Raw genomic sequence first — 14123 nt, 5'->3', positions numbered from 1 at the left:
AGCCGTCAATTTCTACGTAGACCTTCTCGATTTCAGCGTGGACCTGTACACACGGGCCCGGGCTTCGCGATCCTGGGACGGGGGGCCTTGCGGCTGATGCTCAGCGCCCCGGGCGGCACGGATGAACACGGTGTCCCGGGCGGCGCTGGCCAGGCCATGCCGGACGGCGCGATGCCCGCACCCGGAGGATGGAATCGCTTTTCACTGCTGGTGGAGGACCTCACCGCTGAAATGGAACGGCTCGTGGCCGCAGGCGTGCCACTGCGCTCGAATGTGATCACCGGTGCCGGCGGCAGGCAGTTGCTGCTGGAAGACCCCTCGGGGAACCTGGTGGAACTCTTTGAACCGTCTTCGACAGCGGCTTCCGGCACTACACCGGAACAGCCCGCGCCCTAGACGGTCCCGCTCCCCCGAGGCGTTCGTCGGCCGCACCAACACAGCGCTCCGCGCACCGGCATGTCGTGCCGATGTTGCCAGGTTCATGCGCACGGCGTCTTGGACGCCCTCCAGGCCGCTGGGAGGCGTTCCCGGGCGCTGGACTACCGCACGGTGCTGTAGCGCGGACTGCGGGTCCCCTGGCGCTGCAGCGGGACAAAGAGCTTGTAGCGGTCGGAGCGATAGAGGGAGATCGAATAGTCGACGAGCACCTCACCGACAAATGCGTATCGGGTGATACGCAGCAAGGGGAAACCCACCTCGACCTTCAGGAGCCCGGCGTGCTCGCTGGTCGCCGCCGTGCTTTCGATCTGGTCCTCGCCCCACTCCAGCACCAAGCCGTAGCGTTCATTCAGCGACTGGTACAGGGAAATGGGCGGGGGGTCGTTGAGGAACCCGGGTACCAACGCGCTGGGCATGAAGTTCTCATCGAGGCTCATCGGCTTGCCATCGGCCAGCAGGAGACGGCTGAAGCGGATCACGGGCTCGCCCTCGTCGATCTCCATGTGGCGCGACAGGCTGCTGGTAGCCGGCGACTCCTCGAAGCGCAGCACATGCGCATCGGGGACCATGCCACGTCGGATCATTTCCTCGCTGTAGGAGTTCAAGCGGATCTGCAGGTCCAGCTTGGGGTGCGCCACGAACGTCCCGACGCCGACCACCCGCTTGAGCACCTGGTCCTCGACCAGCGAGTCGATGGCCTGCCGCAGGGTCTTGCGGGCCACACCGAATTCCTCGGCCAGCTCGCGCTCGGGTGGAAGCCGGTATCCGGGCTGACAGACCGTGGTTGCGTGGGTACGCAGGATCTCGCGAATCTGCCGGTACTTGCTCACGGGCGAATCGCCATCGATCAGGCCATGCACCTTGGGCTGCGGCGCGTAGGGTTTCACATTTGCTCCAGTGTCGGTGGGCCGGCTTCCGGCCCCTCTGGTTTCCATTCTCCCGCATTCCTGGGCCATGGCGCTTAAAAAGCGGAAGCGGTGCTTCTCTCCCCGCGAGGGGAAAGAAGCACCGCTTGCGCCGATGCACTTCGGGTGTTACATGCCCGGGTTAGTGGGCGTGGTCACCGCGGCTGTACTCGTAGACCCAGCCAACCAGGCCGACGATCGTGAGGCCAACGCCGATGTACAGGACCCAGAAGCCCAGGGCCAAACCGGCAAAACCGATCGCGGCACCCGTACCAAGTGCCAGCGGCCACCAGCTCCACGGGGAGAAGAGGCCAACGGTGCCGGCGTTCTCGTGGATCTCGCCGTCAAGACGGTCCTCGGGACGGGGACCAACGCGACGGGAAGTGTGCAGCAGGTACCAGCCGATCATGATGCACATGCCAGAGAGCATGAACAACGCCAGGTAGCCTACGTGTTCTTCCCAGTTGGTCATGATGCCGTACACGATCGCCACCGGGGTGAAGAAGAAGATGCCGCCCAGGAAGAGCCAAGTTTCAATTTTCATCTCTACAGGTCCTTCTGGTCTGCCGGGCCGAAGATCTTGGCCACCGGGGTCTCCGGGGTCGAGCGGGCGCTCAGTTCCGGGTGGTGGAGGTCAAGAGCCGGACGCTCGGAGCGGATACGCGGAATCGAGTGGAAGTTGTGGCGCGGCGGCGGGCAGGAAGTTGCCCACTCCAGCGATGCACCAAAGCCCCACGGATCATCCACGGTAACCTTCTTGGCGTTGCGGTGCGTGGTCCAGACGTTCCAGAAGAACGGGATCATCGACATGCCCAGGATGAAGGCGAACACGGTGGAGAACTGGTTCATGGTAGTGAACCCGTCTTCCGGCATGTAGTCGGCGTAACGTCGCGGCATGCCGATGACGCCCAGCCAGTGCTGGATCAGGAACGTGCCGTGGAAGCCCACGAACAGCATCCAGAAGTGGATCTTGCCAAGGCGCTCGTTGAGCATCTTGCCGGTCCACTTCGGCCACCAGAAGTAGAAGCCTGCGAACATCGCGAAGACCACGGTTCCGAAGACCACGTAGTGGAAGTGTGCCACCACGAAGTAGGTGTCCGAGACGTGGAAGTCCAGCGGCGGAGCCGCGAGGATGATGCCGGTCAGGCCACCGAAGAGGAACGTCACCATGAAGCCGATGCTCCAGAGCATCGGGGTCTCGAAGGTGATCGAACCCCGCCACATGGTGCCGATCCAGTTGAAGAACTTCACGCCGGTCGGAACCGCGATCAGCATGGTCATGAAGCCGAAGAACGGAAGCATGACGGAGCCGGTGACGTACATGTGGTGGGCCCACACGGACACGGACAGCGCAGCGATCGAGATCGTTGCGAAGACCAGGCCCTTGTAGCCGAAGATCGGCTTGCGGGAGAAGACCGGGAAGATCTCGGAGACGATGCCAAAGAACGGCAGCGCAATGATGTAGACCTCCGGGTGTCCGAAGAACCAGAAGAGGTGCTGCCAGAGGACGGCACCGCCAGCTTCCGGGTCAAAGACGTGCGCCCCGAACCGGCGGTCCGCGCCGAGCGCGAACAGTGCTGCTGCCAGCGGCGGGAATGCCATCAAGACCAGGATCGAGGTGATCAGCGCGTTCCAGGTGAAGATGGACATGCGCCACATGGTCATGCCCGGTGCACGCAGGCAGATGATGGTGGTGATGAAGTTGACGGCGCCAAGGATGGTGCCGAAGCCCGAGAGCGCGAGGCCGAAGACCCAGAGGTCTCCACCCACGCCGGGGCTGAAGGTGGTGTTCGACAGCGGCGCGTATGCGAACCAGCCGAAGGACGCCGCACCCTGCGGGGTCAGGTAACCTGCCAGCGCAATGGTGGAACCGAAGGAGAAGAACCAGAAGGCCAGCGCGTTCAGGCGCGGGAAGGCCACGTCGGGTGCGCCGATCTGCAGCGGCATCATGACGTTGGTGAACCCTGCAAAGAGCGGGGTTGCAAACATCAGCAACATGATGGTGCCGTGCATGGTGAACAGCTGGTTGTACTGTTCCTTGGTCTGCAGGATCTGCATGCCCGGTTCAAACAGCTCGGCACGGATGACCAGGGCCATCACGCCGCCGATGCAGAAGAAGACGAACGAGGTGATCAGGTACATGTACCCGATCGTCTTGTGGTCGGTGGAGGTGATCCAGTTGACGAAGATCCGTCCCTTGGAAATCGGTACCACGCGCGGTGCGAGGGTCTTGACCTCATCGGTTGCGTATTCGTAAGTAGTCACGATGGATTACTCCCCTTCCGATGCGTGGGCCGAAACCTGGTTGACCTCGCCCGGCTTGCGGTCCTGTTCCTCACCGATGTGGCCGTCCTTCAAAGTGGCCAGGTGGTTCAGGAATTCGGCTTCGGACACTACCTGCACGTTGAAGAGCATCTCCGAGTGGTATTCACCGCAGAGCTCCGCGCACTTGCCGTCGAATCGTCCTTCGACCTGCGGCGTGAGGTAGATGTAATTGGTCTTGCCCGGAATCATGTCGAGTTTCTGCAGGAATGCAGGAACCCAGAACGAGTGGATGACGTCGCGGCTGTTCAACTCGAGCGTGACGGATTTTCCAACAGGGAGGTACAGGGTGGGCAGAGTTTCCTCGACGCCCTCTTCACCGGTCAGGTGTGCCTGAACGGTGGCATCGTACTTTTCCTGGCCCTGGTAGGTGTAGTTGTAGTCCCATGCCCACTGCTTGGCACGGACATCGACCACGAGCTCGGAATCCACCTGGGTGTTGATTGCCTTCTCGGTGCTGTCTGAGAACGTGAAGAACGTCAGGACAAGCACGAGCGGCACGGCCGTGTAGAAAATTTCGATTGGCAAGTTGTAGCTGAGCTGGCGCGGGAAGCCAGTGTCATTCTTGCGGCGGCGGTAGGCGATGATGCACCAAAGCATCAGGCCCCACGTCAAGATACCGATCAAAAGTACGGTAATCCACGAGTTGACCCAGAGATCCTGGATCATACCGGTGTGGTTGGTGGTGTCACGTTCGACGTTTGGGAGCCAACCTCGCTGGACTTCCGCTGAACATCCCGTCAACAACAACGCGCCGGCGCCAGCAATCGCCATGACTTTGGCTCTGCCTTTGCGGCGGCTGCTGGTTCGGTCTTGCGAACTCACAGACGGCCCTTCCTCTTTGTTGGTGCTGAATGAGTCTTCGACACCCAGCGGCCGGACTCAAGTGAATCAACGCTGATGAGGTCGAAGAAAACCATAGTTTTACTACTTATCGTAGAGCTTACCCTCTCGGGCATGCGAATGCCGACCAAAACACCGCCCAGGGACGAAGATGTCTCAACGTATGGGCGGTGCATTTGGTTCCGACTTAGTGGAAGGAATCTCCACAGGCGCAAGAGCCCCCGGCGGACGGGTTGTCGATGGTGAAACCCTGCTTGGAGATGGTGTCTTCGAAGTCAATCGAAGCGCCGTCCAGGTAGGGAACGCTCATCTTGTCGACAATGACCTCAACGCCGTCGTAGTCCTTTACGGCGTCGCCCTCCAGCAGGCGCTCGTCGAAGTAGAGCTGGTAAATCAGGCCCGAACATCCCCCTGGCTGAACGGCGACGCGCAACCGAAGATCGGTGCGGCCTTCCTGTTCAAGCAGTGAACGGACCTTTTCTGCTGCGACCTCCGACAGCTTGACCTCGTGGCTCGGAAGCTCGGTCGGGTCTGCGGTGGTCTCGTTGGCTGCAGTTGTCATGCGTGATCCTCCATATACTGCTCACTTGGACTACGCCTCAAGCGCGGCCCCTCACCTTCAATGGTACGACGAGACCGCACGTACTGGCGCAGCGACGCCGCCCGGACCTCATAGCCCGTGGTTGTTCAAGCGTGCCAAGAACAGCGCCTCGGCCAAAATTGCGTGACGGAAATCGCCCAGGTGCAGCGACTCATTGGCCGAATGCGCGCGGGAATCCGGGTCTTCGACGCCGGTCACGAGGATCTGCGCGGCGGGGAAGATCTCGAGCAGGTCGGAGATGAATGGAATGGATCCGCCGATGCCGGTTTCAACCGCCGGGACTCCCCACGCTTCCCCCAGCGCCCACAGGCTAGCTTGCGCGGCCGGGGCCGAGGTGTCGGTGGAAAAGGACTGCCCGGCCTCGTCGGCTTCAAAGGTCACTTGGGCTCCGCGCAGGTCCTGGCCCATGATGTGCGCGCGCAGCGCGGCAACCGCCGACTCCGGGTCCTGCCCGGGGGCGATGCGCAGGCTCAGCTTGAATCGCGTGGAAGGCAACAAGGTGTTTGAAGAAATCGCAACCGAGGGGATGTCCATCCCGATGATCGAAAGGGCCGGCTTGTTCCAGAGCCTGTCGGCGATGTTGCCACTGCCCGCCAACTTGACCGAGTCCAGCACCGAGGAATCCGCCCGGAACGAGTCCTCGGGGTAGTCGACGACCGCACGCTCGTGGGAGGCCAGGCCCTCGATGGCCACGTTGCCCTCGGCATCATGGAAAGTGGAAATCAAGCGAGCTGCCAGGGTGGGGGCATCGAGCAGGGGCCCGCCAAACATGCCCGAGTGCACCGCATGGGCCAGGGCGCGGACTTCCACCACTCCCCCGACCATGCCGCGCAGGGAAGTGGTCAGCGCCGGGACCCCCACCTTCCAATTGCTGGAGTCGGCGACCACGATGACGTCCGCCTCCAGGCGATCGCGGTGGGTCTCCAGGAACCGGCGGAAACTGGGCGAACCGGCCTCTTCCTCGCCTTCGAGGAAGAAGGTGACACCCAGGCCGAAGTCCGCAATGCTGTCCAGCACCGCGCGCAGGGCGGCAATGTGCACCATGATGCCGGCCTTGTCATCGGCCGCTCCGCGACCATACAGCCGGCCATCGATCTCGGTGGCTTCAAAGGGCTTGGTGTCCCACAGGTCCTCGTCGCCCGGAGGCTGCACATCGTGGTGCGCATAGAGAAGGATGGTCGGCTTGCCGTCGCGGGCCGGGCGATTGGCCACGATAGCGGGGCCCCCGGGCACTCCTGCTGGGGTGGGAACGCGGAGGATTTCGACATTTTCCATGCCGGCTTCGCGCACCAGCTGCGCCACTGCCTCGGCGCTTCGGTCCAGTTGGTCGGGGTCGAATGATTCCCAGGCAATGCCGGGAATGGCCACCAGCCTGCCGAGTTCGGAGACGATGCGATTGAAATCGGTGTCTACGTGTGCGCTCAGGGACTCGCGATCCACGCCGAATGATGCCGGGGCGGCGGTGTTCTTGGTAGTCATGGGAAAAAGCCTACAACCGCGCCGTGCGCCGAATGACGATGGCGTGCCGGGTGCAAGCTAGACTGGAAAGGTGTTTGGACGCAAGAAAGATCAGGCAGCTTCCGTAGAAGCGCCCACAGAAGAGACCACAAGGCCCGCCGGCAAAAATGCCCCGACCCCAAAGCGCAGTGCGCAGCAGGCGCAAAACCAGCGCCCGTTGGTACCCACCGACCGCAAGCTTGCGCGCGCGGCCGAGCGCAACCAGCGCCTGGAGGCCCAGAACCGCATGCGGTTGGCCAATGAGACCGGCGACGAGCGCTTCATGGCAGCCCGTGACCAGGGACCGCAGAAGCGCTTTACCCGCGACTACGTGGACCGCCGCTTCATGGTCGGCGAATACCTGATGTTTGCCGTCTTCGCTTTCCTGATCGTTTCGCTGACCCTCTCGAGGTTCCCGGCGGTCCAGGTTTACATCACCTTTGCACTGTGGATCCTGGTGGCACTCGTTGCCGTCGACGCCTTCATCATGTCGCGCGGACTGAAGAAGGGGCTGATTGCCCGCTTTGGCTCGGTCGAACGCGGCGTGACCTACTACGGCATCATGCGCGGACTTCAGTTCCGCAAGTTGCGCCTGCCCAAGCCGCAGGTGCGTCGCGGCGAGGATCCGCGCTAACAATACGCACACGCGTTCAAGATTCCACACCAAGGCGTGTGGCACCCCCGGGGAATGGATTCCCGGCAGGGCGCCACACGCCTTTTCGCTGTCCGGGATCCGATGGAAGAGCACCCTCGCTCCCCCGCCCGTCGGCCCAAGCGAAGTCGGGGCCCCTTCGCCGATTGATCGGTGAAGGGGCCCCGCTCGGCGCATGCGCCTACTTCCTGGCCAGGGACCTGCCCTGGGCCTGTGCCTTTGCCAGTGCCCTGTTGATGCCGCGGACCCATAGCGGGCCCTCGTAGAGGAACGCGGTGTAGCCCTGGACCAGGTCCGCGCCGGCCTCGAGGCGCTCGATGACATCGTCCCCGGTGCTGACCCCGCCCACGGAGATGATCGCCATTTCAGCCGGGACCTTTTCGCGCAGCACCCGCAGGACCGCCAGCGAGCGGGCCTTCAACGGTGCGCCGCTGAGTCCGCCGGCCCCGATCTCGGCAACCTTGAACGCGTCGGAGACCAGCGGTTCGCGGGCAATGGTGGTGTTGGTGGCAATGATGCCGTCAAGCCCCAGCTCGGTGGCCAACGTGGCGACGTCGGCAATGTCGTCGTCGTTGAGGTCGGGGGCGATCTTGACCAGCAGCGGGACGTGGCGTCCGGCGACGCGGTCGGCCTCGGCGCCAACCGCGCTCAGCAGCGGCCGCAGCGTCTCGACGCCCTGCAACAGGCGCAGCCCCGGGGTGTTGGGCGATGACACGTTGACCACCAGGTAGTCAGCGTGGGCGGCCAGTTCACGGGTGGAGACCAGGTAGTCGGAGACGGCGTCATCGAGTTCCACGGTCTTGGTCTTGCCGATGTTCACGCCGATGACCGGGCGGCCGGCGCCAAAGCGGGTGCCCAGGCGCAGCCGTGCGGCACGGATGCGGGGGGCCACCGCGCGCGCGCCGTCATTGTTGAACCCCATGCGGTTGATGACCGCCTTGTCCTCCACGAGGCGGAAAAGCCGGGGCTTCTCGTTGCCCGGCTGGGCGACACCGGTGATGGTTCCGACCTCCACATGGCCAAAGCCAAGGTCGGCCAGGGCAGGAATGCCTGCCCCCTCCTTGTCGAAGCCCGCCGCCAGGCCGAAGGGCGAGGGGAAATCGATCCCCATCACGGTGCGGCGCAGCGCAGGGTCCGGGGCACACAGCTTCCGCGCGATGACAGACACCCCGAGTTTCTCTGCCAACCGGAGGGCGTCGAAGGAAAAGTGGTGAGCCTTTTCGGGGTCCATCTTCGTGAAAACAAGACGGAAAATCGTGGGATATATGCGCATGACTCCTAGTCTTCCCGCATCCACGGCTCCAAACAACTTCAAGTTGGTTATGCTCAACACATGTCGCACGCCTCCTCCCTCGGCTCCGGACCCGCACCACCGCTTCCGGACGATCCCAGCGCAACGTGGCCGGAGTACAGCGCAACCACCCTGCCGGGCACCTGGGAGCCGGACATCCTGGGCGAGGGCTTCAGCTACACCACCCTGCCCCTGGGCGAGGACGACGAAGGCGAGCTGTGCGCCACCCTGGTGCGCCACCAGCGTCCGACCCCTGCACCCGCGCATGCACGTCCCGCCCTTGGCTCCCGGTTGCGCAGCGCACTGGGCGCACTGTGGCCCGGACCGTTGGCACCGGAAGCATCCACCGACGGCACGTCGGCGACGGCAGGGCGGCACGTCGGCTTCGTGCTGGCCGTCCACGGCTGGAGCGACTACTTCTACAACGCCGAGCTGGCCCGGTATTGGAGCGATCGTGGCTACGCGTTCTACGCGCTGGACCTGCGCCGCTACGGTCGCAGCCTGCGCGCACACCACCTGAACCCCGGATTCACCGCGTCCCTGAACGAGTACGACGCGGACCTGGACGCGGCGCTGGAGATGATCCGTTCCGTCGAAGGCGCGGACGCGACGGGCATCTGCCTGGCGCATTCCACCGGCGGGCTGGTGACAAGCCTGTGGGTCAACCGGCACCCGGAGGCCTTCGACGCGTTGATCCTGAACAGTCCGTGGCTGGAGATGCAGGGCAGCTACCTGGTGCGCTACGCCGCCCAGGGCGTGGTCGAGCCCATTGCCCGACTACGGCCCCGGGCCAAGCTGCACCTGCCGGAATTGGACAACTACTGGCGCTCGCTGTCCCGGCAGGGCAATGGCTCCTGGGATCTGCATCCACGCTGGCGCCCGCCGATTGCCTTCCCGACGACCGCCGGCTGGATCACCGCGGTGATGGCCGGGCACCGGGAGGTGGCCAGGGGCCTGGACATCAAGGTCCCGGTGTTGGTGCTGACCTCGAAGTCAACGCATCTGGGCACCAGCTTCGACGAGGCCATGTTGCACAACGACAGTGTCATCGAGGTCAACGTGGTGCGCGAGCGTTCCCTGAAACTGGGCAGCGAGGTCACCAACGCGATCCTCCACGGGGCCATGCACGACGTGTTCTCGTCCCTGCCCGAGCCGAGGGCAGCAGCCTATGCGGCGATGGACCGCTGGGGCGCCGGCTACCTGCCGGAGCCCGGGGCGCGCGCCGACGACGGGCAACGCTGAGCGCGTTCTCTCAGGCGTTGGCGGCCGCGTCCCCGGCGATGGCCGGCTTGTCCACCGCTCCCCCGTACCGGCGGTCGCGGCTGGCGTATTCGCGCACCGCATCCCACAGGGTCGTGCGGTCGACGTCGGGCCACAACTCGTCGATGAACACCATTTCCGCATAGGCGGACTGCCAGAGCAGGAAGTTGGACGTGCGCTGCTCGCCGCTGGTGCGCAGGAACAGGTCGACATCCGGCATCTCGGGCTCGTCCAGGTGCCTGGCCACCGTCTTCTCCGAGATTTGCGAGGGCTTCAGCGTCCCGGCCGCGACCTGTTCGGCGATCGCCTTCACCGCATCGGCGATCTCGGCCCGCCCGCCGTAGTTCACGCACATGGTCATTTGGCAGGTCTGGTTGCCGGCGGTGAGTTTCTCGGCGGCCTTGAGCTCGTTGACCACTGTTCGCCAGAGCCGCGGCTCGCGTCCGGCCCAGCGGATGCGCACGCCCCATTCGTTGAGGGTGTCGCGCTGGCGGCGCAGCACGTCGCGGGAGAAGCCCATCAGGAAACGAACCTCCTCGGGGCTGCGCTTCCAGTTCTCTGTGGAAAAGGCATACACCGAGACGTACTTGATGCCCATTTGCACAGCCCCGGCGATGACGTCCAGCAGCGCGGCCTCGCCGGCGCGGTGACCCTCGGTGCGCGGCAGCCCGCGCGCGTTGGCCCAGCGGCCGTTGCCATCCATCACGATGGCCACGTGCTGCGGGATGAGCTCGGGCTGGATGTAGGGCATGGGCGCGTCCTGCGGCCGCAGCGCCGGAACGCTGGGCCCGGGCTTGCCGGTGATCTTGGGGGCTTTGCTCATTGTCGCTCCACGAGTTTGAGGGATTTTACTGCTCGTTCAAGGTGCCATTGCAGGTAGTTGGCCACCACTGCCGCGCCCTGGGCGCGGGTGGCCCCGTCCGCCGCGTCGATCACTGCCCAGTCGCCCTCGAGCAGGGCTGCAAGCAGGGAAACCGTAGCCGGTGACGGGGACATTGATCCGGCGGGCCGGCAGTCATGGCAGACCACACCGCCCAGCGGGATGTTGATGGCCTGGTGGGGGCCCATCGCGCCGCAGCGGACGCAATGGGCAAAGCTGGGCGCCCAGCCGGCGGTGGCCAGCGCGCGCAGCAGGTAGGAGTCCAGCACGGTACCGGATTCGTGCCCGCCGCGGGCCAGGGTGGCCAGCGCGCCGTGCAGCAGGCGGTATTGCGGGGCTATGGATTCGGCGTCGGCGTCGGTGAGGCGCTCGGCGGTCTCCAGCATTGCGGCCCCGGCGGTGTAGGCGGAGTAGTCGGCCACCAGCGCCTGGCCGTAGGGGTGGCGCAGCTGGGCCTGGATGATGGTGTGCAGCGAGCGTCCGGCAACGATCTGGGCGTCGACCTCCATGAACGGCTCGAGCGTGGCCCCCAGCTTGGAACTGGTGCGCCGCACACCCTTGGCCACCGCGCGCACCACCCCGAGCTCGGGGCTCAGCAGGGTGATGATTCGGTCGGCCTCGCCGAGCTTGTGGGTGCGCAAGACGATGCCGCGGGTGCGGTAGCTCTTTGCTGCAAAGGTTGAACGTGACACGTAGTCCATGATCCCAGAGAAATGCGGCGGCGGGTGCATCCTCCGGGGTTTCCGAAGGTGCACCCGCCGCCGCTTGGCATGCCTAGGCCTGGTCGCGCACCGCGCGGTTGACCGCGGAGATGACTGCCTTCAGCGAGGACATGGTGGTGTTGGTATCCATGCCGACGCCCCAGAGCACGCGCTCGCCCACGGCGGCCTCGACGTACGCGGCGGCGGCGGCGTTGCCGCCCTCGGACAGGGCGTGCTCGGTGAAGTCCAGCACGCGCACGTCCACGCCCTCGTTGCCCAGGATGTTGACCAGTGCGTTGATCGGGCCGTTGCCGGCCGCGGTGCGGCGGTGCGGGACCCCGTCGATGAGCAGCGTGGCGGTCAGCGCGAAGCTTCCGTCCTCGGCGGTCTCGGCGGTGGCCGAACCCAGCTTGAAGCGGCCCCACTCCTGCGCGTCCGAGCCCTCGGTGACCGGCAGGTACTCGTCCTGGAACACGTTCCAGATCTCGGCTGCCGAGATTTCCCCGCCTTCGCCGTCGGTCTTGCGCTGGATGACCCCGGAGAACTCGATCTGCGCGCGGCGCGGCAGATCCAGCGAGTGCTCGTTCTTCAGCAGGTAGGCGACCCCGCCCTTGCCGGACTGCGAGTTCACGCGGATCACTGCCTCGTAGGAGCGTCCGATGTCCTTCGGATCGATCGGCAGGTACGGCACGCCCCAGGTGATCTCGTCCACGGTCTTGCCGGCCGCCTTCGCGTCCGCCTCCATGGACTCGAAGCCCTTCTTGATGGCGTCCTGGTGGGAGCCGGAGAAGGCGGTGAAGACCAGGTCGCCACCGTAGGGGGAACGCTCGGCAACGGGCAGCTGGTTGCAGTATTCGACGGTGCGGCGGATTTCGTCCATGTCGGAGAAGTCGAGCATCGGATCGATGCCCTGGCCGAAGAGGTTCATGCCCAGGGTGACGAGGTCGACGTTGCCGGTGCGCTCCCCGTTTCCGAAGAGGCAGCCCTCGATGCGGTCCGCGCCGGCCAGGTAGCCGAGCTCTGCGGCGGCGACGCCGGTGCCGCGGTCGTTGTGCGGGTGCAGGGACAGCACGATGGAATCGCGGTTGGCCAGGTTGCGGTGCATCCACTCGATGGAGTCGGCGTACACGTTGGGGGTGGCCATCTCCACGGTTGCCGGCAGGTTCAGGATCATCTTGTTTTCCGGGGAGGCCTCCAGGACCTCGGCCACGGCGTCGGAGATGCGCTTGGCGAACTCCAGCTCGGTGCCGGTGAAGGATTCCGGTGAGTATTCGTAGGTGATCTTGGTGCCGACCAACTGCTCCTCGTACTTCTTGCACAGGCGCGCGCCGGTCAGGGCAATGTCGACGATGCCGTCCTGGTCCTGGTTGAAGACCACGCGGCGTTGGAGCACCGAGGTGGAGTTGTACAGGTGCACGATGGCCTGCTTGCAACCCTCGAGCGCCTCGTAGGTGCGCTCAATCAGGTGTTCGCGGGACTGGGTGAGGACCTGGATGGTGACGTCGTCCGGGATGCCGCGCTCGATGAGCTGGCGGACGAAGTCGAAGTCGGTCTGCGAGGCCGAGGGGAACCCCACCTCGATTTCCTTGAAGCCCATCTTCACCAGCAGGTCAAACATCTTGTGCTTGCGCTCGGGGCTCATCGGGTCGATCAGCGCCTGGTTGCCGTCGCGCAGGTCCACTGCGCACCAGCGCGGGGCGGTGGTGATGTACTTGTCCGGCCAAGTGCGGTCAGGCAGGGAGACGTGGATCTGGTCCTGGAACGGCACATACTTGTGGACGGGCATTCCGGAGGGCTTTTGCAGGTTCAGCATTTCAAGGGGCCTTTTCTTTGATGGTGAGAAAGTGAGCCGGGACAGTGGGTGACTCCGCAGCGAGGGGTCGGCCGAAGGACGCGTTAGAGTCCTGTTTGGTTCTCGCCGCGGCGGCTTAGTAGAAGTAGTCCGAAATGCATTAATCCAACATATCACCGCACGAACACCGAATGTGAGTTGACGGATAAATGTGTCAAATGCCGGACACCGGGTGGCCTGGCCCTGCCCCTTCGCTGCCCTGTGGGCCATCGCGGCCAATGACCCGGTGGACGGCGAACCGCCGAGGGAAGAGCAGGCTGGCCAGTGTGTTCCCGGTGCGCCCGCCGGTGCCGCACTGTCCAGCAGGGCGGGGTGGGTCCTGCGTGCCCACGAGCTGCGGTTGCCTCCCGTGACGGCATCTGTCGGCCGTGCGGTTGACATTCCTGACCCGGGACGGCGCGCAGGGGATGTTTCCGGTTCGGTGGACCGGCTGCTGGAATTGTGTCCCGAGCATCCGTACGACGACGTCGTCGCGGGGGTCGTCATGCCTGGGTGGCACCGAGGACGGACCGTGCTGATTGGGGACGCGTGCGCTGCGGTGTCGTGGCTTGCGGGCCAAGGCGGCTCGCTGGCCATTGCCGGGGCCCTGCTGGGTGACGTGCTGGGCCCGGTGGACTCGGCGGCGGGGATCGGCCAGGCCCTGGCGGAATTCGAGCGACGGTGGAAACCCCTCGTGGACGTGGCGCAAGCCTCCGGGAGGCGGGCCGCCTCGTCGTTCCTTCCCGCCAACAGGACCGACCGGCTACTGCGCCGGTGGATCATCCGGGCCACTCACCTGCCAGGGATTGACAGGCTGCTGGCGCGGATGATCGTGGGCCGGATCGCCAGGTAGGCCGCGCGGCCCATGCAACGGCCCCGTGCGCGGTCCCCCGAAAGGGTGG

The 14123-nt window shown here is 64.9% G+C and carries 14 protein-coding genes; 4 read left to right on the top strand and 10 right to left on the bottom strand.

The features are described 5' to 3' along the window. The first annotated feature begins 96 nt into the window (after positions 1-96). Entirely contained in the window at positions 97-396 is a 300-nt protein-coding gene (locus ABD687_RS02745; RefSeq protein WP_310287444.1) for a VOC family protein, read from the top strand. 143 nt (positions 397-539) lie between these two features. On the opposite strand, the gene ABD687_RS02740 is transcribed toward ABD687_RS02745, so the two are convergent. The 6 genes from ABD687_RS02740 to ABD687_RS02715 all read right to left on the bottom strand — a co-directional run bounded on the left by ABD687_RS02740 (position 540) and on the right by ABD687_RS02715 (position 6588). Then, positions 540-1325, bottom strand: coding sequence for a GntR family transcriptional regulator (locus ABD687_RS02740; protein ID WP_264271742.1), 786 nt, complete (start codon positions 1323-1325; stop codon positions 540-542). Positions 1326-1485: 160 nt separating this feature from the next. After that, entirely contained in the window at positions 1486-1887 is a 402-nt protein-coding gene (locus ABD687_RS02735; RefSeq protein ID WP_310287448.1) for a cytochrome c oxidase subunit 4, read from the bottom strand. 2 nt (positions 1888-1889) lie between these two features. Beyond that, entirely contained in the window at positions 1890-3608 is a 1719-nt protein-coding gene (gene ctaD, locus ABD687_RS02730; protein ID WP_264271740.1) for an aa3-type cytochrome oxidase subunit I, read from the bottom strand. 6 nt (positions 3609-3614) lie between these two features. Continuing rightward, on the bottom strand, positions 3615-4490 hold the full coding sequence (gene ctaC / locus ABD687_RS02725; protein ID WP_264271739.1) for an aa3-type cytochrome oxidase subunit II: 876 nt from the start codon (positions 4488-4490) through the stop codon (positions 3615-3617). A 205-nt stretch (positions 4491-4695) separates the two neighbouring features. Continuing rightward, the gene (locus tag ABD687_RS02720) at positions 4696-5070 is read right to left on the bottom strand and encodes a HesB/IscA family protein (RefSeq protein WP_264271738.1); all 375 of its coding nucleotides are present in this window, start codon (positions 5068-5070) and stop codon (positions 4696-4698) included. Between the two features lie 108 nt (positions 5071-5178). Continuing rightward, a complete protein-coding gene (locus ABD687_RS02715) occupies positions 5179-6588 on the bottom strand; it encodes a dipeptidase (protein WP_310287452.1) in 1410 nt (469 codons plus the stop codon). 196 nt (positions 6589-6784) lie between these two features. Here ABD687_RS02715 and ABD687_RS02710 point away from each other — a divergent pair, with 196 nt between their 5' ends. After that, positions 6785-7240: a DUF3043 domain-containing protein gene (locus ABD687_RS02710; RefSeq protein WP_409373464.1), complete on the top strand. Its 456-nt coding sequence runs from the start codon at positions 6785-6787 to the stop codon at positions 7238-7240. A 199-nt stretch (positions 7241-7439) separates the two neighbouring features. Here ABD687_RS02710 and ABD687_RS02705 read toward each other — a convergent pair whose 3' ends face one another. Next, complete coding sequence (locus ABD687_RS02705) at positions 7440-8531, bottom strand: quinone-dependent dihydroorotate dehydrogenase (RefSeq protein WP_310287459.1); 1092 nt, start codon at positions 8529-8531, stop codon at positions 7440-7442. Between the two features lie 60 nt (positions 8532-8591). Here ABD687_RS02705 and ABD687_RS02700 point away from each other — a divergent pair, with 60 nt between their 5' ends. Continuing rightward, entirely contained in the window at positions 8592-9791 is a 1200-nt protein-coding gene (locus ABD687_RS02700) for an alpha/beta hydrolase (protein WP_310287461.1), read from the top strand. A 10-nt stretch (positions 9792-9801) separates the two neighbouring features. On the opposite strand, the gene ABD687_RS02695 is transcribed toward ABD687_RS02700, so the two are convergent. The 3 genes from ABD687_RS02695 to leuA form a co-directional block, all read right to left on the bottom strand. Then, on the bottom strand, positions 9802-10632 hold the full coding sequence (locus ABD687_RS02695; protein WP_264268920.1) for an isoprenyl transferase: 831 nt from the start codon (positions 10630-10632) through the stop codon (positions 9802-9804). Further along, positions 10629-11381: a DNA repair protein RecO gene (recO, locus tag ABD687_RS02690; RefSeq protein WP_310287465.1), complete on the bottom strand. Its 753-nt coding sequence runs from the start codon at positions 11379-11381 to the stop codon at positions 10629-10631. The genes ABD687_RS02695 and recO overlap by 4 nt, the downstream gene beginning before the upstream one ends. 82 nt (positions 11382-11463) lie before the next feature. Then, the gene (leuA, locus tag ABD687_RS02685; protein WP_302266099.1) at positions 11464-13203 is read right to left on the bottom strand and encodes a 2-isopropylmalate synthase; all 1740 of its coding nucleotides are present in this window, start codon (positions 13201-13203) and stop codon (positions 11464-11466) included. A 190-nt stretch (positions 13204-13393) separates the two neighbouring features. Here leuA and ABD687_RS02680 point away from each other — a divergent pair, with 190 nt between their 5' ends. Further along, positions 13394-14074: a Rossmann-fold NAD(P)-binding domain-containing protein gene (locus tag ABD687_RS02680; RefSeq protein WP_310287469.1), complete on the top strand. Its 681-nt coding sequence runs from the start codon at positions 13394-13396 to the stop codon at positions 14072-14074. Positions 14075-14123 lie beyond the last annotated feature (49 nt).

Origin of the sequence: Paeniglutamicibacter sulfureus (assembly GCF_039535115.1) — a bacterium.
GTDB classification, from domain to species: domain Bacteria; phylum Actinomycetota; class Actinomycetes; order Actinomycetales; family Micrococcaceae; genus Paeniglutamicibacter; species Paeniglutamicibacter sulfureus.
This window is presented reverse-complemented; position numbering and strand designations above follow the sequence as displayed.

Coding starts and splice junctions, on each gene's coding strand:
- ABD687_RS02695 (WP_264268920.1), bottom strand. CDS start 10,632: ATGAGCAAAGCCCCCAAGATCACCGGCAAGCCCGGGCCCAGCGTTCCG.
- ABD687_RS02715 (WP_310287452.1), bottom strand. CDS start 6,588: ATGACTACCAAGAACACCGCCGCCCCGGCATCATTCGGCGTGGATCGC.
- ABD687_RS02705 (WP_310287459.1), bottom strand. CDS start 8,531: ATGCGCATATATCCCACGATTTTCCGTCTTGTTTTCACGAAGATGGAC.
- ABD687_RS02720 (WP_264271738.1), bottom strand. CDS start 5,070: ATGACAACTGCAGCCAACGAGACCACCGCAGACCCGACCGAGCTTCCG.
- ABD687_RS02735 (WP_310287448.1), bottom strand. CDS start 1,887: ATGAAAATTGAAACTTGGCTCTTCCTGGGCGGCATCTTCTTCTTCACC.
- leuA (WP_302266099.1), bottom strand. CDS start 13,203: ATGCTGAACCTGCAAAAGCCCTCCGGAATGCCCGTCCACAAGTATGTG.
- ABD687_RS02700 (WP_310287461.1), top strand. CDS start 8,592: ATGTCGCACGCCTCCTCCCTCGGCTCCGGACCCGCACCACCGCTTCCG.
- ABD687_RS02745 (WP_310287444.1), top strand. CDS start 97: ATGCTCAGCGCCCCGGGCGGCACGGATGAACACGGTGTCCCGGGCGGC.